The organism is Parabacteroides distasonis (assembly GCF_004793765.1).
Lineage (GTDB): Bacteria > Bacteroidota > Bacteroidia > Bacteroidales > Tannerellaceae > Parabacteroides > Parabacteroides distasonis_A.
Map to the genome: position 1 here is coordinate 15,803 of NZ_SRYM01000049.1, position 17,357 is coordinate 33,159.

Sequence of the window (17,357 nt, forward strand, 5' to 3'; positions counted from 1 at the left end):
TTAATTATCGTACGATGAATTTTATCTCTAAGCTATTCAAGAAGAATACTCCCGAGGCGGAAGAGCAGACTAAAGGCTCCGTGGAGGAGTTCGTATCTTTAATCCGTGTATATTATCAAGCCGTTATGGCCGTGAATTTGGGTATCACCAACTTGAACATGCTCGCTGATATGGCTTTGTTCAAACGCATGTTGAAGATACCGACCCAGAATAACAAATTGGGCGTCGCCGAGAAATCTCGTGTGCGCAAGGTATTGATGGAGGATTACGGCCTAAGTGAGGCTTTCTTCAAGGAGATCGACAGTTCGGTGAAGAAGAACTGTAAGAACCAAAACGATATCAAGACGTATTTCTTCATGTTCCAAGGTTTCTGCAATGATTTGTTCAACTTACTTGGCAATCTGATGCAGTGGAAGTTCCGCTTTTCCATGCTGGTAAAGAAGTTGCTATATAATATGACAACGAAGACGGTTCACGATATCTTGACCAAGTCTGAGTGGAAAGATATCAGCGTGCAGAAGGCTGCATGGAGCGTGCGTAAGTATGCCGAGAAACTAGGCTACTCCGAGCAATGGATCACAGACTTCGTGTATAACGTCGTACTTCTGGCGAAAGAGGACCAGAAGAAGGAACTCAAAAAGAACAAGGAAGCATGACCACCGAGCTGCATCCGCTAGGTTTCTTCCTCCCGGAGAATACGAGATTGCTGATGCTGGGAAGTTTCCCGCCTCCAAAGGCTCGTTGGAGCATGGATTTTTACTACCCGAATATCCAGAATGATATGTGGCGCATCCTTGGTTTGATTTTCTATGGAAACAAGGATGCGTTCTTGCGAGACAAGAAGGCGTTCAGCGAGGAGAAGGCGAAGGCTTTTTGCCGGGAAAAGAGGATCGGGATTGGTGATACCGCCATGGAGGTGATCCGCCTAAAAGCGAACGCCTCCGATAAGTTCCTCGAGGTGGTACGGCCGATCGATCCGGAAAAGGTCTTGTCTCAGATACCGGAATGCGTGGCGATCGTGGTGACTGGGCAGAAAGCGATGGATACTCTCCTCTCTGTATTGCCCGGCACGGAGGAGCCGAAAGTAGGCTCTTCCACGGAGTTCACTTGTATGGGGAGGCGGATGCGTCTGTTCCGCATGCCCTCGTCCTCTCGTGCCTACCCGAGGCCGTTGGAGGAGAAGGCCGCAATTTATCGTGGGATGTTCGAGGTGTTGGGGATCCTTTCTCGTGCCATTTAGCAAAGTGACAGTTTGTAAATTGAAGTCCCGGAGAATCGCTTTTTTCGGGCAGAAGTGTGGTAGGCTCTCAAAAATGAAAGGAAAAAGCAGCAATCCTTTGTCTGATAGGAAGATGAGGAAAAACGGTCTTTTATTCTAGCGAAATTTATTCATCGTAATTCATATCTTGAGGCTTGGAATAGGGAAATAACAGGATTATGATAGGGTTATAACAAGGTTAGAATGCCCATTCACGACTATTCATAACCCTATTCTTGACTACTCTCGATGCCCAACGGCAGTATCGGCGTTGCCTAATGCGACTAGTCGCATAGGCTTTCGACACCTATTGTGCGTGAAAATGGCTATATTTTAACAAAAAAAGGCACTTATGGCTACTTTCTTCTTGCTATTTCGTCAGGTCTGTAAATTGGATATGTTGGGAAAAACGTCTTGCGTAGATCAAAAAGATGGAGGAATGATTGTTTTGCTAACGAAAGAATATGAGACGTGAGTGGCTTGTAAGATAAAAAAAGAGGGACGAAACGATGAATGTCCCGTCCCCATGTAACAAGTTAGTGAGCCTCGGTCAGCTCTATGACCTTGCTACGGGCATGAGCCGTAGAGAACACGTTCATTCCTATTTTTATCAAGAAATCTCCGCTGAAGGTACCTCCGTCGGTAGCCAAGGTCGATTTCTGGCCCGGCATGAGGTTTATCTCTTGTACCTTATATTTCTTATTCGGGTCCAATCCTTGTAGCTTTACGGGGAAAGTTTTTTCACCGAAGCGAGGGTGGATATCATAAGCGAATAGGACGGATTTGCTTTTTGCCTTATCCACGTACATCACGGATGAATGGTTGGTATCGTAAGGGGAGACAAGACGGTACAGATCGCCGTCGAGAATCGTGCCCTTTAGACGTTTGTAGTTGGCAACTGCTTCTTGGCAGTATTTCATCTCGTCTTCGTTCATTTCCTTCAAGCTGATATCGAAGCCCATCTTACACATCATGGCCACGTCGGTACGGAACTTAATGGAGGTATTCTTGTTCCAGCTAGTCACGTGGGCGCACATTGCCTTTGCCGGGAAGAACTGGGAGAATCCCCATTGGATATACAAACGCTCGATCGGATCGGTGTTGTCGCTGCACCAGAATTCCGTGAAATATTTCAATGCCTCGTAATCACAACGGGCACCCCCACCGGAGCAAAGCATGATCGGTAGGTGAGGGTATTTCTCGGCTACCCGTTTGAATACGTTATAGACACCTCGTACATGGTCGATATACAATTGATTCTGCTTCTCTTTAAGATAAGGGGAATAGACATTGGTAATCGGGCTGTTGCAATCCCATTTGAAGAAAGCCAGGTCCGGATTCTCGATCATGATATTATCCACCACGCTGAATACATAATCCTGTACTTTCGGGTTACTTAAGTCTAAGACAAGTTGGTTGCGATAGTAATAGGTCTCACGATTCGGTAGATGAATCGCCCAGTCCGGGTGTTTCTCGAAAAGCTCGCTCTTGGGGTTTACCATCTCCGGCTCGATCCAGATACCGAATTTCACGCCGGCCTCTTTAGCGACCTGTACCAGATGGGGAATGCCGTTCGGCAACTTATCATGGGTAATGTCCCAATCGCCCAATCCGGCCTTATCGTTTTGACGAGGGTATTTATTGGCGAACCAACCGTCGTCCAGCAAGAACATGTCTACACCTAGATGCTTGGCTTCTTTCATAAGTTCCTCCAATTTCTTCTCGTTGAAATTGAAACCGGTCGATTCCCAGTTGTTCAGTAGGGTAAGGCGATCGCCTTTACCATCCTTGATCTGGTAATTACGTGCCCAATCATGGATATCACGACTGGCTTTTCCGGTTCCTTGATTACTCAGTGTAAAGATAAACTCAGGAGTGACGAACCATTCGTTCGGTTTCAATTCATAGGCGGACGCATAGGGATTGATGCCGGAGATGACACGAAGGTTACCGGCGTTGTCCACCTCGAACGTAAAGCGGTAGTTTCCAGTCCAACCGATCGTTCCCATTAAAACATCTCCTGTATTCTCGCTGGCCGGGGCACCTAACCCAATCTCAAAAAACGGGTAAGCGTGCATGGCGGCACGGGAGCCTAGTTTTGTATCGATAATCTTTTTCCCGAATTTCAAGTCTTGGCTGCTCATCTGTACTTCCTTGGCCCAGTCACCGCTAAACTCGGTCAATACATAGCGAGGACTCTCGAAATAAAGCATATTGGAAGCGTATTGGGTAATTGTGACCGGTTTTTTCTCCGTATGACGAATCTCAGTCCAAGCCTTGATGACGTTTTCTTTAGCGAAGGTTACATAGTGTAATTTAGCCTCTACTGGGTATACGTCATCTTTCAGGGAGATGATTGTTTCCGTAACGTTATTGTCTAGTTTCTTGGATTCGCTGGAAACATATTTGAATATACTGGTCATGTTCCCGTCGTTGTGCTGGATGGCGAAAGCCGGTTCGAAATAATCCTCCGCTCCTGAACAAGGATACACTTCCCATCCACGGGTTGATACGCTGCCATCCGTTCCGGCTTGGATGTTCCATGAGAAGTTCTTAAATTCGGATTCGTCCACTAATTTATTTCCCAGATAAGTTTGGTAGAGCCGCCCGTTGGGGGCTACTTGTAAAATTAAGTCCGTCTCATTGGTTGAGATTAAGATCATCTTTTGATCGGCGGCTTTTACGAATGGCAAACAAAAACACAAAAGGATAGCTGTAAGTAATAGATTTTTCATGGTAAATTATTTGAATGTGTAAATAGTAGAGACGTAGCGTGCCACGCCTCTACTAGAATACATATTTGTAATTAATTCTGCTCTTTCAGGATCACGTCGTGAGCTCCACCCTCAACGATACTCGTAGAGGAGACAAGCGTGATCTTAGCATGCTGCTGCAACTCTTGGATTGAGATGGAACCGCAGCTACACATCGTAGCGATCATCTTACCCAAGGTCACGTTCAAATTATCTTTCAATTTTCCGGCATACGGTACATAGCTGTCCACGCCTTCCTCAAATTTCAAGGACTCGTTTCCACCCATGTCATAACGCTGCCAGTTCTTCGCACGGTTAGAGCCCTCACCCCAATACTCCTTCACGAAGTTGTTTCCGATTTTCATCTTCTTCGTAGGAGACTCGTCGAAGCGGGCGAAATAACGGCCCATCATCAAGAAATCGGCACCCATAGCCAACGCCAATACCATATGGTAATCGTGTACCAGACCACCATCGCTACAGATAGGGATATAAACGCCGTGTCTTTTGAAATACTCGTCACGAGCTTTCGCTACGTCGATCAAGGCGGTAGCCTGTCCGCGACCGATACCTTTCTGCTCACGGGTGATACAGATGGAACCACCACCGATACCTACCTTGATGAAATCTGCTCCGGCGTCGGCCAAGTAGTTGAAACCATCTTGGTCAACCACGTTTCCGGCACCAACCTGTACCTTGTTACCGTAGGTATCCTTGATCCAGTGCAAGGTTTCGTATTGCCATTCGGAATAACCGTCGGAAGAATCGATACACAATACGTCAACGCCAGCCTCTACCAATGCCGGAACACGTTCCTTATAGTCGCGGGTGTTGATTCCGGCGCCTACCAATAATTTCTTATCACCGCCGGATAACTCATTCGGGTTCTCACGGTGGCTGTCGTAATCCTTGCGGAATACAAAGTATTGAAGCTTTTGATCCTTGTCGATGATCGGCAATGTATTCAACTTATGATCCCAGATAATCTGGTTCGCCTCTTTTAAGGTCATGCCTAACTCACCAACGATTAGTTTAGTGAACGGGGTCATGAAATCTTTCACCTTCATGTCGATCGGATCTTTGCCTTCACGGTAATCGCGACTGGTTACCATACCTAGCAATTTGCCGTTAGGCGTACCATCATCTGTCACACCAATCGTAGAGTGTTCTGTTCGGCGGACTAGTTCAAGTACGTCGGCCAAGGTATTCTCGGGCGTAAGGTTAGAGTCGCTGATAACGAATCCTGCCTTGAATTTCTTTACTTTGCGAACCATATCCGCTTGGCTCTCGATCGGTTGCGAGCCGAAGATGAAGGAAAGTCCTCCGTTACGAGCCAGCTCGATTGCCAGTTTAGGACCGGAAACCGATTGCATGATCGCGGAAACGAAAGGAATATTTAATTCAATAGCAGATTTCTCGCCAGACTTGAATTTCACAAGCGGCGTTTTCAAGGAAACGTTTGCGGGAATACATTCTTTGGTGGTTAAACCGGGAATAAGTAAATACTCACCAAATGTTCTCGATACATCGTTTAAGTAGATTGCCATAAGATTCTATATTTACAGGATGAGTTTTTTTAATTGCGCAAAAGTAGCGATTTCTGTTCATATATGAATCACATGTTTACATGAAATATTCGAAATATGCGTCCCGCAACATTTATAGTTACGGATTTGTTATTAATACAGATTTGAAAAGGAGGAAAATATGAGAGTTGTAGTTGATAAGGCTCAATCCAGAGGGTATGCGAATCATGGTTGGTTGAAAACACATCATACGTTTAGTTTTGCTAATTATTACAATCCGAAAAGGGTTCATTTCGGGATGTTACGTGTATTGAATGATGATTCCGTGGCACCGGGTGAGGGATTCGATATGCATCCACATAAGAATATGGAGGTTATCTCCATCCCGTTAAAGGGATATTTGCGCCATGGAGATAGCATAAAGAATAGCGAGGTGATTACGCCGGGAGATATTCAGGTGATGAGTGCCGGTACCGGTATCGTGCATAGCGAGTTCAACGACAGCGATAATGAACAATTAGAGTTCTTGCAAATATGGGTATTTCCCCGTGAGGAGAATACTAAGCCTCATTATGCTAGTTATGACGTACGTCTAGTTGCTGCGGAAAAGAACAAGTGGTCCTTGATCATCGCTCCGGACGGTAGCACTCCTGCATCGATCAACCAAGACGCTTGGTTCTCCTTAGGAAACCTAGATGCCGGTCAAGTAAATGAATATAAGCTACATAGTAAAAATAATGGGGTTTATTTATTTGTGATAGATGGAGAGGTAGAGGTAAGTAATACGATCTTGTCTAAACGTGACGGGGCTGGATTCTGGGAAACCGATAGCATTACGATAGAAGTCTTGAAGCACGCTAAAATCCTTTTGATAGAAGTTCCGATGATGAAATAAATGTTGATAGGTTAGTGCTGGCGGGTATCTTAATAGTTGATGTAACAAAGCTATTAGGGTACCCGCTCATTTCTTTTAATGTTTTATCGGTTTATCCGTGAAGTAATCGATCATTTGTAAGATCGCCCGGCTGCATGCGGGACAGAATGGAGCGTAATCACGCATCATACAGTGATTCATCGGGCGATAAATACCTTTAGTGATGTAACCGCCTCCCTCGAATACGCCTGCCTTATCCTTATGGGTGTCATCTAATGGGGTAGGTATCGGTGTATTAGTCGGTAGAAGATCTTTCCATTTAGTATTGAAGTTAACCAAGGTCGTGATGTTCGGTTCCCAAGGTTCGTACTTCAAATTATAAAAATCTTGATAAGCGACCTCGGAACTGAAGTATTCATCGGCTAGACCAGCGAAACTATGTCCGAACTCGTGAACGAATACGACCGGGGTACGCGGGTTATCGGCGGTTCCCATGGCATAAAAATTATACATACCGCCACCGCCGTAAGCGTCTGTGTTTACCAAGATGAAGATTGCGTCGCAAGGAGTATTCCATACGGCGTCACGTATAGATTTCATATCCGGGGTGGTTAAATAGCGATCTACCCCGAACGTATAATAGCCGGAATTCAATGCGGTATTCTTGAATATACCTTTACCGGATATATCTGTTCCCGATTCTTCCGAAACGGCATCTACCGCCCAAACATTGAAATCTTCCCGGCGAGTGTCATAAGGCGGGGTCTTAAACAATGCCTCCGTAAAACGCTTGGCATCAGCTACGAATTTCTCTTGCTCGTTTGCCGTATAACCTTCCGCTAAGAATACGAGGTCTACTTTCCCGGAGGAATCCCCGTTATATTGGATTTTTGTGATCCGGTTTTCCTTGAGTTTCCCTCGGTCAATAAAAATACTGGCCGGATCAATCTCTTGTTTCAACAAAGGATGGAACTGCATGTCGGCCTTATCTCTTGCCGTAATCTCAATGATGACAGGGGCTTTCGGATAGGGGATAGAGATGCTATTTGTCCAAGATTGTGTCTCGGTCTTCGCTTGCTCCGTACTTCTCCATTCTTCGAATAACGTATTGAATCCTCGTGAGTAGATCAACTCGCCACCGGCTTTATCGTACACATTAATATAATATCCTCCATAACCAAACGGATCGATCAAGTTTTTGACCGGCCCTGCCCAGACGGGTTCTTCCCGGAGTTGTTGTATGGCAGCGGCTTGGAAATCCCAATTTCCGCTCAAAGCGAAATCTACCCGGAGACTTTTCTTCGTGAAGTGTTTTTCAAAATTAGTTTGTGCCAGACTAGTGAAACAGTAAAGAATGGCGAATAATAATAAGGTTATTCTTGCTTTCATAAATCTATAATATTTATCATGTGTCAACTTTGTGACGCAAATGTATATTATTTTTTAATAGATTTACTAGGATTAGTATATTGTTTGGATATTTTGTATATCTCGGGAAAGTGTAAACGACTGTCTTGATAGTATAAAAAAGGAGGGCTTAGCCCTCCTTCCCGCAATATATCAATGATGGCTTAAATAATTAGAGACTCCTGCGTTTGTCGCTTTCATGGCGTCTTTTCCTTTAGACCGGTTTGCTGGGTAAATCTCGCCATATTCTTCGGAATGTTGTAAGGCATCGACCATACGGAGAGCCTCGTCTACGTTACGACCTAATGGATCGTGGTTATCGGATGGATCCCTCATTGGATGTTCTCACGTTATCCGTTAAAATTCTTGGAAGACCCGAAAGGGGAATTTGGAGACTCTGAGCATCCCGAGATAATCAAATTATTCTTATCTTCGCAGGAGAATCAATTGAATGGGAGCCATGGGACAAATTAAGGGAGTCATATGTATTTTAATAAGTATCGTTATGTGTTGGTCTGCTTCAGCCGCGAATAATAAACGTTATGTGAATATCGTATTTATCGGGAATAGTATCACGTTTGGCGCCGGGTTACCGAAGCCTGTCCATGATGCGCCTCCTGTAAAGGCTGCGTTGTTTTTAAGCAAGTGCCCGGAAGTAGCTTCAGTCAAGTATTCCAATAGAGGACAGAGCGGCTGCACTACCGTTGATTATTTGCCGGATACGAATACGCTCTTCCCGTGGGCCGTACGTGCTGCCGATAAATTTAAGGATGAGACTTGGGCGGATTTGGTGTTCTCTATTATGCTAGGTACGAACGATAGCGCGATAGAAGGCACGAACGGTTGCCCGGTAGTGCCTGAGCGATATTATGAGAACATGAAGACAATTATCAATCGCTTATTAGCTTTATACCCGAATTGCCGCATCGTGGTACATCGTCCTTTATGGTATAGCCCAAATACGTATAATGGTGCTAAATATTTGGAAGAAGGCTTGCGAAGGCTTCAAGATTATTATTTGCAAATACAACGGTTAATCGATTATTATGCGTCTCATTTTCCGGGACAAGTCTTTCTGGGAGATACGAAAGGATTTGATTATTTTAGGGAAAACCATTTAACGGATTTCCAAGCGGAGAAGGGCAACGCCGGAGTGTTTTATCTTCATCCGAATGAGAAAGGCGCAGTCCGGTTAGGCGAATTGTGGAGTGAGGCGATTCGTAAGGCTTTAGGGTTTTGACCTTTATAAAAAAGCCATGCCATCCCAATAAGACGACATGGCTTTTTAGGCCTATTTATATTTATGACAAGCAGGTTTCGTTTATCTTTTTCCTAATCGATGATCCATTAATACGGCATGATGTTCTCCGTATAATTTGAGTTTATCGACAATATTTTTCGCTGTAGCCTCTTCCTCTACCTGCTCCCGGACGAAACCCCATAGGAAATCTTGTGTCGCCTTGTCTTTCTCTTCGGAAGCGATATCGACAATCTTGTCGATCGACCCGGATACATGCACCTCATGCTCGTAGATATGCTGGAAAATCTCTAAAGGCTCGCCCCATGCTGTAGGAACGGAATTAACTACTCCGATCGTCACTTGTCCGCCACGCTTGATTGAATAATCGATCATTTTATAGGCGTGTTCAAGTTCCTCTTGCGATTGTTTTAACGTCCAATGCGCAAAACCATCCAGTCCTATTTGAGTGAAATGTACCGACATGGATAAATATAGGTTGGATGACCACATCTCCATGTTAATTTGCTCGTTGAGAGCATCTGATAATTTTCTGCTTAAAATCATAATAACTTATTCTATTTTATGTTGTTTATAAATAGAACAAGCCATTGTCGGTTTTGTTGAGTTTTTACGAAGGAAAGTCCATCGAGATTATTTGATCTCGATTACTTTATCGGCCATTTTAGCTTCTTTCTCAGTTCTTTCGGTATGCTGATACTCAAGACTCCGTTCTTAACTTCCTCCTCAATCTTGTCTTTCTTCTTAATTTCGAATTCGCTATAAATACTTCAAATGGCATGCGTTGACATAATATACGTTATTTTGGCGCAATAGAATGACGGGTTGGATAATAACTTTTATCTTTAGACGTTTTATCCATGAATCATATGGGATCATGTTATCTAAAACAGTGAAGTTATATGTCCAGAAGTAAGGAGTTGGTTTTTTTGGCCCAGCGTATCCGGGCCTTGTCCCAGACGGGGTTGGTTTATTCATTAAGCGAGTACGATACGGAACGTTATGAAGAGTTGAGCCGCCTAAGTGATGAAATAACGGCTTTGGCTACCGGATTGAAGCCCGATGATGTGGCGAGTGGTTACCGTCCGGCCCAAGAGTATGTAACCCCGAAAGTTGATATCCGCGCGGTTGTCTTTAACGAGAAAGACGAGATTTTGCTGGTCCGTGAGAAAATGGACGGATGTTGGTCGTTGCCCGGTGGATGGAGCGATGTGGGGTATTCCCCAAAGGAGGTAGCGGCGAAAGAGGTGAGAGAGGAGACGGGCTTGGATGTGCTTCCGGTCCGCTTGCTGGCCGTGATGGATATGAGCAAGCATCCGCATCCCGCTATACCTTATTATGTATATAAGTTTTTTATCCTTTGCGAGTTAAAGGGAGGGGCGTTTACCGAGACCTTCGATATCTTGGAGAAAGGTTTCTTCCGATTGGAGGAGTTGCCCCCGTTGTCCTTGGAACGCGTGCTGCCGGAGCAGATCCAACGGATGTATGCCTGTTATAAGCATCCGGGCGAAGATGTTTATCTGGATTAAGGATACTTTTGTACTTTCGCGACTTTATTTTAAAAACAATGTTATGAAAAGATATTGTCAGACCTTGGATCTGAAAGAGGACGAGCGGTTGATAAAAGAGTATTGCTATTGGCATTCGCCGGAACATATCTGGCCGGAGATACCGGAAGGAATCCGTGCGGTAGGGATCTTGAATATGGAGATTTACCGTTTGGGAACCCGGTTGTTCATGATCGTGGAGACGCCGGATGATTTTGATTGGGATGCGGCGTTCGCCCGTTTGGCAACGATGGATAAGCAAGCGGAATGGGAGGACTTCGTGGCGAAGTATCAGAAAGTCGCTCAGGGAAGCTCCTCGTCGGAGAAATGGCAGTTAATGGAATGTATGTTTAAATTGCCGGGCGCGAGTAACTAGACGGAAGGATGGAAAAACAAAAGAAACAATCGCTGGTGGCCGCCCCGGGAGGGAAATCTTATTTAGTCCCGTTTATCTTGATCACGAGTTTGTTCTTGCTTTGGGGATTCGCCCACGGACTCTTGGATGTGCTGAACAAGCATTTTCAAGGAGTCTTCACGATGACCAAGGCAGAGAGCGGTTTGGTGCAATTCTCTACGTATATCGCTTATTTCTTGATGGCGTTGCCGGCGGGAGCGTTCATGAAACGTTACGGATATAGGAAAGGGATTATCATGGGTTTGCTATTGTTCGCTATCGGAGCTTTCGGATTTATCCCGGCGGCTTTTTTGCATTCGGCTACGCCTTTCCTGATCGCCTTGTTTGTGATCGCTTGCGGACTTTGTATCTTGGAGACGGCGGCGAATCCTTATTCTACGATATTGGGGCCGTCCGTTTCCGCTGCCCAACGGCTGAACTTATCCCAGTCTTTTAATGGATTAGGTTGGATATTGGGGCCTTTGGTAGGTGGTTTGTTGATATTCGGGGCACCGGAGGGAGATTCGATGGCGTTGACTAAACCTTATATCTTGGTAGGTGGTATCGTCTTGTTCGTAGCGTTGCTCTTCTTTTTCACTAAGTTGCCGGAAATTAAGCCGGAAGAAGAGGAGGAGGTGACCGCTATTGCCGGGGAGAAACCCGCTGCCTCCATATGGAAACGTAGGCAGTTTGTACGTTCCGTGGTCGCCCAATTCTGTTATTGCGCCGCACAGACGGGAATCTTCGGGTTCTTTATTAATTACGTGACGGAGATGGACCCGGGTATCAGTAATTTGCGAGCGTCTCGTATTTTGGCATTCGGTGGAATGGCCTTGTTTATGATCGGGCGTTTGAGCGGTAGTTTTACGATGAAGTGGTTGGCTCCGGGCCGCTTGCTGACTTGGTATTCTTTGTTGAGTGCCGTTTGTATGGTTTTGGTGGTGGCTTCCGTAGGTACGCTTTCGTTATACGCTCTTTATTTATCCTTTTTCTTCATGTCTATCATGTTCCCTACGATTTTCGCGTTGGGGCTGGAAGGTATGGGCGTTTATACCAAGAAAGCCTCTTCTTATATCGTGATGGGAGTTGCCGGCGGCGCTTTCAGTCCGATGCTGATGGGATATATTGGCGAGGAGAATATGGCGCTGGGTTTCATCGTCCCGTTGATCGCTTTCTTGTATATCTTGTATTTCGCAATCAAGTGCAAGCGGTAAATATCCGGGTTAGTAAAGTCTGATTGATATAGGACTAAACTATCTTTCTGTCGTGTTTAAAAGGTATTTTCTCTAGCTTAATTCTATAATCATCGTTGCCGATTGTATAATCACTGCCACTGATTGTATAATCGGCGACGTTGTTTTTATAATCAGTGGCGGTGATTATAGAATTAGGGTAGATCCGATAAAGAATATATCTGTTCCCAAATACCTATTCTTATCGTTGTGAGATGTTTTTCACGCATGGAATCCGGGTAATAAACCTGTATGGCTTGTGTATGAATCCTTTCCGGTGGGGATGGGTTGGTGGTGGAGATCGGGCTGAAATATGGGATACAGCTCTTCTTTATCTGATCCGCTCCGCAAAAGGAGAGGATATGGATGTCTGGATTCCTTGTCAGCCTTCTGAGTTAAGTTATCGTTGTGTTATCCTTGATGAGAGCCGGTTTGAATAGATAATTATAGTCCCGGGCATTATTTACTGCCCGGAGCTTGACAATATCATTATCACTGTAACATCTGCATCAGCTTATCCAATTTAGGAGCCATGATGATCTCCGTACGGCGGTTCTTGCTACGTCCGTCGGCGGTCTCGTTATCAGCGACCGGCATAAACTCCCCACGACCACAAGGTTGTATCTGTAGCGGATTCACCCCGTAATCCTTGGTAAGGATACGCACTACGGAGGTCGCACGGATCACGCTTAGATCCCAATTATCCTTGAATTGGGCGGTATTGATCGGCTTGCTGTCCGTATGGCCCTCTATATAAACGTCTATATCGTTTTGCTTATTCAACACCTCGGCCAACTTAGCCAACGCTTCCTTGCCTCGTTTATCCACCTTTGCGCTACCCGATTGGAACAGAAGCTTATCCGACATGGCTACATATACTTTACCATTCTTCTCGGTTACGGTCAGCTCATCGCTGTTAAAACCCAGCAAAGCGTCTTTCACGCTACTCAACAAATTCTGTACCTTTGCGTTCTGTGCGTTCATCATATCCTGTAACTCGTTGATGGTACGCTCACGCTCGTCCAGCTCACTCATCTTTTGCTGTAACAAGGCATTCAGCTTGTCCTGCTCACCCATATTGGTATTCAACATGGTCTGGTAATTACGGATATCACGTCCTAGGGTGGTCGTATCCTTTATCAAGGCAGCGATCCGGTTGTTGAGAACGTCGTTATCGTCCTTGCATTTAATCAATTCCTCCTTCAAGGCGTCGCCACGTCCGATCGCCTCCAACCGGCCGTTCTCGGCAAGGAGGTATTTCTTTTTACTCACGCACGAAGAACATAAGAGGAGTGCGGATACCGGGATAAATAACAATCTTTTCATTTTACGCATAAAATTTCGTGCAATGTAATATTTATTACAATTTCCCACACGTAAGTTTAGGATATTTGTGTCTCATAAACCAATATTAAAGAATCATTTTTCCCTCTTTATTGGGGAAAAAGGCAAAAAGCGTACATTTGCGCCCCAATAAATAACTCCGGTGTATGGGCAAAGTTTTAATTATCGACGACGGGAAGCAGATTTAGTAAAGACTTCGTAGAAGCTCATGGAGGAATGCTTTCTGTTGATAGTGCGGTGGGAAAAGGAAGTGCTTTTGTGATAAGATTCAATGTCTAGGAGAACGAAAAAGAGGGTATTAATTACCCTCTTTTATAATATCGCTTCCTCCGGAAGTGGATGTATCCGATCTTGCCGAACCTTTGTAATGTACATCACTACCTCCGCTTGCCGAAGCCTTGATATAATCGGTTACGTGCGTATAAATATCGGAGCCACCACTGGCGGAACATTCCAATTGGTTCAAGATAAGATCATAAGCCTTGATATCTGAGCCACCTGAAGCTGAATACTCGCCGTTCTCTGCTTTTCCCGTTAGCTTGAGATCACTACCTCCGCTGGCATGGCCTCGTATTATTCGAGTAGTAAGATCATTGATAATGATATCGCTACCACTAGTCGCTTCAATTATACAATTAGATACATTGACCGGTTGCTCCATCTTCACGTCGCTACCCCTTGTCGCTATAACTTCCAGATCATCCCCGGATAAAGCGCTTCTCAAGATAAAATCCATACAACCGGACATCTGGATTTTTTCCAGCTTCTTGGAAGTGCCTTCTATTTTAAATCGGGTAGGGCTTAATTGTGTGCCATTCTCTGTGGAGATTGAAAGCTCCTTATTCTTTACTTGAACGTTTATATAAGGATATAAGTTCTCATCGATCGTGATTCGTAAGGACACTGATTCTTTTTGCGTATACTCGAAAACGTATGACGGGTTTCCCCTACGGCTGATTAGGCTGAACCAACTGTCGCTATACCCTATGGCGGTTGAGCCGACTTTTATCGCTGAATAGTCTCTGACGGAGATTTCTTTCGTGATAATATCCCCATTCCCTTTTACTTTCTTAGCCTCGATAGGTATCACGCAAAAAGCGATCAACGCAAATAAGGCCATCATTTTTGTTCTCATATGAAGTGTAATTAAGTTATACTCTTTTCTTATAAGACGAATGGATTTGAGAAAACGTTACATCTAAAATGAAAAAAAGAAGCTATCATCGAGTTTTTTTATGATAGCTTCTTTTTTATTACCCTAATGACAGGGAAGGAGATTAATTACTTTTAGGTTTTTCAACCATGTGTTCTACTCTGTCTTTGACGTATTCGACTTGATTTTTCCCCGTGTCTACCACGTCTTTTACTTTTTTCTTCGCCTTATCAGTAAGACCGTAGAGTTCGTTCTCCAGACATTAGAACTGTCCTTGATCTTCCATCCTGCGAAATACGTAACCAACAACTACACCTATGGCTAAACCGAATAATACATTTTTCATAACTACTACTATTTAATAAGTTAAAACTTTTTTTGTAGTTATAAAACAGCAAGCCAACCGATAAGGTTGGTGTTTATTTGTTATTTTTCAGTAAATCCCTAATTTCGGTAAGTAATTGGATATCCGCAGGGGGAGCGGCCGGAGCTTTCGGGGCTTCTTCCTTCTTCTTGCTTAAAGCATTAACGCCTTTGACAAGTAAAAAGACGGCGAAAGCTATGATTATGAAATCCAGTGTCACTTGTATGAAGTTTCCATAGTTAATGGAGACCGCAGGAGAGATCACCTTGTCTCCTTCCATTACGGCTTGCTTCAAAGTGATTTTTAAATCCGTGAAATTCACGCCACCTACAAGTAAACCTACCGCCGGCATGATCAGATCTGCTACGATAGAGGATACGATCTTTCCAAAGGCACCACCGATAATGATACCTACCGCCATGTCCACTACGTTACCTCGCATGGCGAACTGCTTAAATTCCTGTAATATTTTTTTCATAAAACAATGCTTTTTGTATATAACAACAAAATTAGTCATAAGTTGAATATTTTCAATGCTTATAGCAGAATTTGAAGAATTTATTTTTGATTTTTATGTTTTTGTTTTTGTTTGACCCGTTTGAGCATTGATGTGTTATGTCCTCTTTCTCTTCATAAGTAGCGGCTTCCCCTCCATACTCCCAATTCATTCCCTGCGGAGAGTCTCCATTCCAACTCGGAATAGGGTTATTACGTTTGTCCTATGGAGCAGCACATGGACCGTATAGGAACCGGACGTGACAGAACAGCGAGCATAGAGGTCTCCCGCCGGTTAAACCAATATAAACAGCGGGACGGGAAAGGTTGCTCTCGGAAGAAGGCGTCAGGCATAGGGGAAGGCGATGTGTTGAACCGGAAGCGGTTTTTGGACGGCTGAAACACGACATGGCGTACAGAGGGTTCCGGCATGTGGGAGAATACAAGGTTGCAATGGACTTTGTTTTCTTCGCTGTGGCTTTAAATATCAAAAGTTGTGTGCGAAACTACTGAAAGCGGGAAAGAGAAGAGTTGCATGCGCTATATTTATCTTTATCAGACCACGTGTGGCGTAACATACGAGGAATATTAGGCCCTATTATCAGATTACTGAAAAATAGTCGCATAGACAAAAAAAGAGCAACGACTATTTTTAATTAAATTAAAAGAGGAGATGTGCCTTGGTTTTGACATACCCCAGAGAAAGGTTATGAACCATTCCCGGAATCAGCGAACAAAGCTCAGCCCCAACGTTTTCCCTTACAAAACCGGTGTAATTAAGGTCTTGTTTTTATGTTACGGTTTGGTTCTCTCATCGTTAAGGGCGGAGAGCATATCAATCTACCTATAAGTCTCCGCAAATATCTTTCATCACAAGAAATATATTATATTGCAAATAATAAAACTTTTTTAATATTATTTGTATCTTTATGATGTATAACTAGTTTTTAGGGGTATGTAGACTTGATTTATAGAGAAAAGATAGGATGATAGAGGTTTTGTAGAATCGATATAAGGTTCAGGTTCTGTACTAGTCTTCTTTTCCTGGGCTTCTCATTTGCAAGAGGCGGGGGATTCTGTGGAAACGATCTTGGTGCTCATCGAATGGTTCCTTTAGTATGAAAACGCTCTGCAAGTTGATCTCGACATGTAGTAGGGTGTCGTTGACAGATGTGAAGGCGGTATTGGATAGCCTTAATTTCGTGTTGGATATGGAACTTCAAGAGGGGCATGTCGTAAAGCTTGGCGATTTCGGGAGTTTTCAGATCTCAGTGAGTAGTGATGGTGTAATAGATAAAAAAAATTCAATTCGAGTACGCCGTGTCCCATAGGCTTTTTTTGTATCCTGGATTTTTCCCGTTGGATTTCCCGGGTGCGTTAAAGGGGTGATATACGGTAGTTTATAAGGAGTTGTTCTTTCGGTCTTTTGTTCTATATGATAGGTGGTGAGTTGCGTTTGCGTGCCCCGTAAGCTTTGGTGCGGTTAGTTTTTCCGGTGCTCCCATGGTCTGAAAGCCGTTTTTTTGTTTGGTTTCCTTTCGGGGCCAAGCTCGTGTTTGTCGTTTTTGTCGCGTGTGAATGTGCTCGTGTTGACCTGGCAGGGTGCGTGGCGGTCCTGGGGGGACCGATGGTGGATTCCCTCGTATTATTTATTAACGTACGCGATCCCCCTCGTGAAAAAATATTGCAAAAAAGTTCCGGAAAAGTTTGGAGTTTATGTTTTATAGCATTACTTTTGCACCCGCATTCGAG

Annotated in this window: 17 protein-coding genes and 3 pseudogenes; 12 read left to right on the plus strand and 8 right to left on the minus strand. The window is 44.2% G+C overall.

The annotated features are described in order from the left end of the window. Positions 1 to 14: 14 nt before the first annotated feature. From E5342_RS14580 to E5342_RS20020, 3 genes are all read left to right on the plus strand, one after another. Positions 15 to 656 (plus strand): hypothetical protein, encoded by a 642-nt coding sequence (locus E5342_RS14580; RefSeq protein ID WP_121734816.1) that lies wholly within the window; start codon positions 15 to 17, stop codon positions 654 to 656. Continuing rightward, positions 653 to 1,240 carry a uracil-DNA glycosylase family protein gene (locus E5342_RS14585; protein WP_135959652.1) on the plus strand — a complete coding sequence of 196 codons (588 nt, stop codon included), beginning with the start codon at positions 653 to 655 and terminating at the stop codon, positions 1,238 to 1,240. Before E5342_RS14580 ends, E5342_RS14585 begins: the two co-directional genes overlap by 4 nt. Positions 1,241 to 1,610: 370 nt before the next feature. Next, entirely contained in the window at positions 1,611 to 1,733 is a 123-nt protein-coding gene (locus tag E5342_RS20020) for a hypothetical protein (RefSeq protein ID WP_259463399.1), read from the plus strand. A 61-nt stretch (positions 1,734 to 1,794) separates the two neighbouring features. Here E5342_RS20020 and E5342_RS14590 read toward each other — a convergent pair whose 3' ends face one another. Together E5342_RS14590 and E5342_RS14595 are read right to left on the minus strand one after the other, a co-directional pair. Then, the gene (locus tag E5342_RS14590; RefSeq protein WP_135959653.1) at positions 1,795 to 3,993 is read right to left on the minus strand and encodes an alpha-galactosidase; all 2,199 of its coding nucleotides are present in this window, start codon (positions 3,991 to 3,993) and stop codon (positions 1,795 to 1,797) included. Positions 3,994 to 4,064: 71 nt separating this feature from the next. Further along, positions 4,065 to 5,558: an IMP dehydrogenase gene (locus E5342_RS14595; RefSeq protein WP_121734813.1), complete on the minus strand. Its 1,494-nt coding sequence runs from the start codon at positions 5,556 to 5,558 to the stop codon at positions 4,065 to 4,067. 160 nt (positions 5,559 to 5,718) lie between these two features. On the opposite strand from E5342_RS14595, the gene E5342_RS14600 reads away from it, so the two are divergent. Beyond that, positions 5,719 to 6,432, plus strand: coding sequence for a pirin family protein (locus E5342_RS14600; RefSeq protein WP_121734812.1), 714 nt, complete (start codon positions 5,719 to 5,721; stop codon positions 6,430 to 6,432). A 75-nt stretch (positions 6,433 to 6,507) separates the two neighbouring features. On the opposite strand, the gene E5342_RS14605 is transcribed toward E5342_RS14600, so the two are convergent. Then, positions 6,508 to 7,800 carry a M64 family metallopeptidase gene (locus E5342_RS14605; RefSeq protein WP_121734811.1) on the minus strand — a complete coding sequence of 431 codons (1,293 nt, stop codon included), beginning with the start codon at positions 7,798 to 7,800 and terminating at the stop codon, positions 6,508 to 6,510. 171 nt (positions 7,801 to 7,971) lie between these two features. Then, a pseudogene (locus E5342_RS14610) lies at positions 7,972 to 8,136 on the minus strand (peroxiredoxin); the annotation flags it as partial. On the opposite strand from E5342_RS14610, the pseudogene E5342_RS20025 reads away from it, so the two are divergent. Beyond that, positions 8,125 to 8,292 (plus strand): annotated as a pseudogene (locus tag E5342_RS20025) (glycine betaine ABC transporter substrate-binding protein); the annotation flags it as partial. The pseudogenes E5342_RS14610 and E5342_RS20025 sit on opposite strands and share 12 nt — an antisense overlap. Next, positions 8,279 to 9,058: an SGNH/GDSL hydrolase family protein gene (locus E5342_RS14620; RefSeq protein WP_121734810.1), complete on the plus strand. Its 780-nt coding sequence runs from the start codon at positions 8,279 to 8,281 to the stop codon at positions 9,056 to 9,058. The pseudogene E5342_RS20025 and the gene E5342_RS14620, both read left to right, overlap by 14 nt. A gap of 81 nt (positions 9,059 to 9,139) precedes the next feature. Here the strand turns inward: E5342_RS14620 and E5342_RS14625 are convergent, their stop codons facing one another. Then, positions 9,140 to 9,622: a ferritin gene (locus E5342_RS14625; protein WP_121734809.1), complete on the minus strand. Its 483-nt coding sequence runs from the start codon at positions 9,620 to 9,622 to the stop codon at positions 9,140 to 9,142. Between the two features lie 356 nt (positions 9,623 to 9,978). On the opposite strand from E5342_RS14625, the gene E5342_RS14630 reads away from it, so the two are divergent. The 4 genes from E5342_RS14630 to E5342_RS14645 all read left to right on the plus strand — a co-directional run bounded on the left by E5342_RS14630 (position 9,979) and on the right by E5342_RS14645 (position 12,689). After that, a complete protein-coding gene (locus E5342_RS14630; protein ID WP_121734808.1) occupies positions 9,979 to 10,605 on the plus strand; it encodes an NUDIX hydrolase in 627 nt (208 codons plus the stop codon). Between the two features lie 43 nt (positions 10,606 to 10,648). Continuing rightward, entirely contained in the window at positions 10,649 to 10,999 is a 351-nt protein-coding gene (locus E5342_RS14635) for an L-rhamnose mutarotase (protein WP_121734807.1), read from the plus strand. An 8-nt stretch (positions 11,000 to 11,007) separates the two neighbouring features. Continuing rightward, positions 11,008 to 12,231, plus strand: coding sequence for a sugar MFS transporter (locus E5342_RS14640; protein ID WP_121734806.1), 1,224 nt, complete (start codon positions 11,008 to 11,010; stop codon positions 12,229 to 12,231). A gap of 281 nt (positions 12,232 to 12,512) precedes the next feature. Next, complete coding sequence (locus tag E5342_RS14645; RefSeq protein ID WP_210434973.1) at positions 12,513 to 12,689, plus strand: hypothetical protein; 177 nt, start codon at positions 12,513 to 12,515, stop codon at positions 12,687 to 12,689. A gap of 52 nt (positions 12,690 to 12,741) precedes the next feature. Here the strand turns inward: E5342_RS14645 and E5342_RS14650 are convergent, their stop codons facing one another. The 3 genes from E5342_RS14650 to mscL form a co-directional block, all read right to left on the minus strand. Beyond that, a complete protein-coding gene (locus E5342_RS14650) occupies positions 12,742 to 13,575 on the minus strand; it encodes an OmpA family protein (protein WP_121734895.1) in 834 nt (277 codons plus the stop codon). Between the two features lie 316 nt (positions 13,576 to 13,891). Continuing rightward, positions 13,892 to 14,728, minus strand: a complete 837-nt coding sequence (locus E5342_RS14660; protein WP_121734805.1) for a head GIN domain-containing protein — start codon at positions 14,726 to 14,728, stop codon at positions 13,892 to 13,894. Between the two features lie 437 nt (positions 14,729 to 15,165). After that, entirely contained in the window at positions 15,166 to 15,588 is a 423-nt protein-coding gene (gene mscL, locus E5342_RS14670; protein WP_121734804.1) for a large-conductance mechanosensitive channel protein MscL, read from the minus strand. Between the two features lie 168 nt (positions 15,589 to 15,756). Here mscL and E5342_RS14675 point away from each other — a divergent pair. Next, a pseudogene (locus tag E5342_RS14675) lies at positions 15,757 to 16,180 on the plus strand (transposase); the annotation flags it as partial. Positions 16,181 to 16,681: 501 nt separating this feature from the next. Beyond that, a complete protein-coding gene (locus E5342_RS14680; RefSeq protein ID WP_259463400.1) occupies positions 16,682 to 16,936 on the plus strand; it encodes an HU family DNA-binding protein in 255 nt (84 codons plus the stop codon). Positions 16,937 to 17,357: the final 421 nt, after the last annotated feature.

Coding starts and splice junctions, on each gene's coding strand:
- E5342_RS14630 (WP_121734808.1), top strand. CDS start 9,979: ATGTCCAGAAGTAAGGAGTTGGTTTTTTTGGCCCAGCGTATCCGGGCC.
- E5342_RS14585 (WP_135959652.1), top strand. CDS start 653: ATGACCACCGAGCTGCATCCGCTAGGTTTCTTCCTCCCGGAGAATACG.
- E5342_RS14625 (WP_121734809.1), bottom strand. CDS start 9,622: ATGATTTTAAGCAGAAAATTATCAGATGCTCTCAACGAGCAAATTAAC.
- E5342_RS14635 (WP_121734807.1), top strand. CDS start 10,649: ATGAAAAGATATTGTCAGACCTTGGATCTGAAAGAGGACGAGCGGTTG.
- E5342_RS14580 (WP_121734816.1), top strand. CDS start 15: ATGAATTTTATCTCTAAGCTATTCAAGAAGAATACTCCCGAGGCGGAA.
- E5342_RS20020 (WP_259463399.1), top strand. CDS start 1,611: ATGGCTACTTTCTTCTTGCTATTTCGTCAGGTCTGTAAATTGGATATG.
- E5342_RS14645 (WP_210434973.1), top strand. CDS start 12,513: ATGAATCCTTTCCGGTGGGGATGGGTTGGTGGTGGAGATCGGGCTGAA.
- E5342_RS14600 (WP_121734812.1), top strand. CDS start 5,719: ATGAGAGTTGTAGTTGATAAGGCTCAATCCAGAGGGTATGCGAATCAT.
- E5342_RS14620 (WP_121734810.1), top strand. CDS start 8,279: ATGGGACAAATTAAGGGAGTCATATGTATTTTAATAAGTATCGTTATG.
- E5342_RS14650 (WP_121734895.1), bottom strand. CDS start 13,575: ATGAAAAGATTGTTATTTATCCCGGTATCCGCACTCCTCTTATGTTCT.
- E5342_RS14595 (WP_121734813.1), bottom strand. CDS start 5,558: ATGGCAATCTACTTAAACGATGTATCGAGAACATTTGGTGAGTATTTA.
- mscL (WP_121734804.1), bottom strand. CDS start 15,588: ATGAAAAAAATATTACAGGAATTTAAGCAGTTCGCCATGCGAGGTAAC.
- E5342_RS14660 (WP_121734805.1), bottom strand. CDS start 14,728: ATGAGAACAAAAATGATGGCCTTATTTGCGTTGATCGCTTTTTGCGTG.
- E5342_RS14640 (WP_121734806.1), top strand. CDS start 11,008: ATGGAAAAACAAAAGAAACAATCGCTGGTGGCCGCCCCGGGAGGGAAA.
- E5342_RS14605 (WP_121734811.1), bottom strand. CDS start 7,800: ATGAAAGCAAGAATAACCTTATTATTATTCGCCATTCTTTACTGTTTC.
- E5342_RS14590 (WP_135959653.1), bottom strand. CDS start 3,993: ATGAAAAATCTATTACTTACAGCTATCCTTTTGTGTTTTTGTTTGCCA.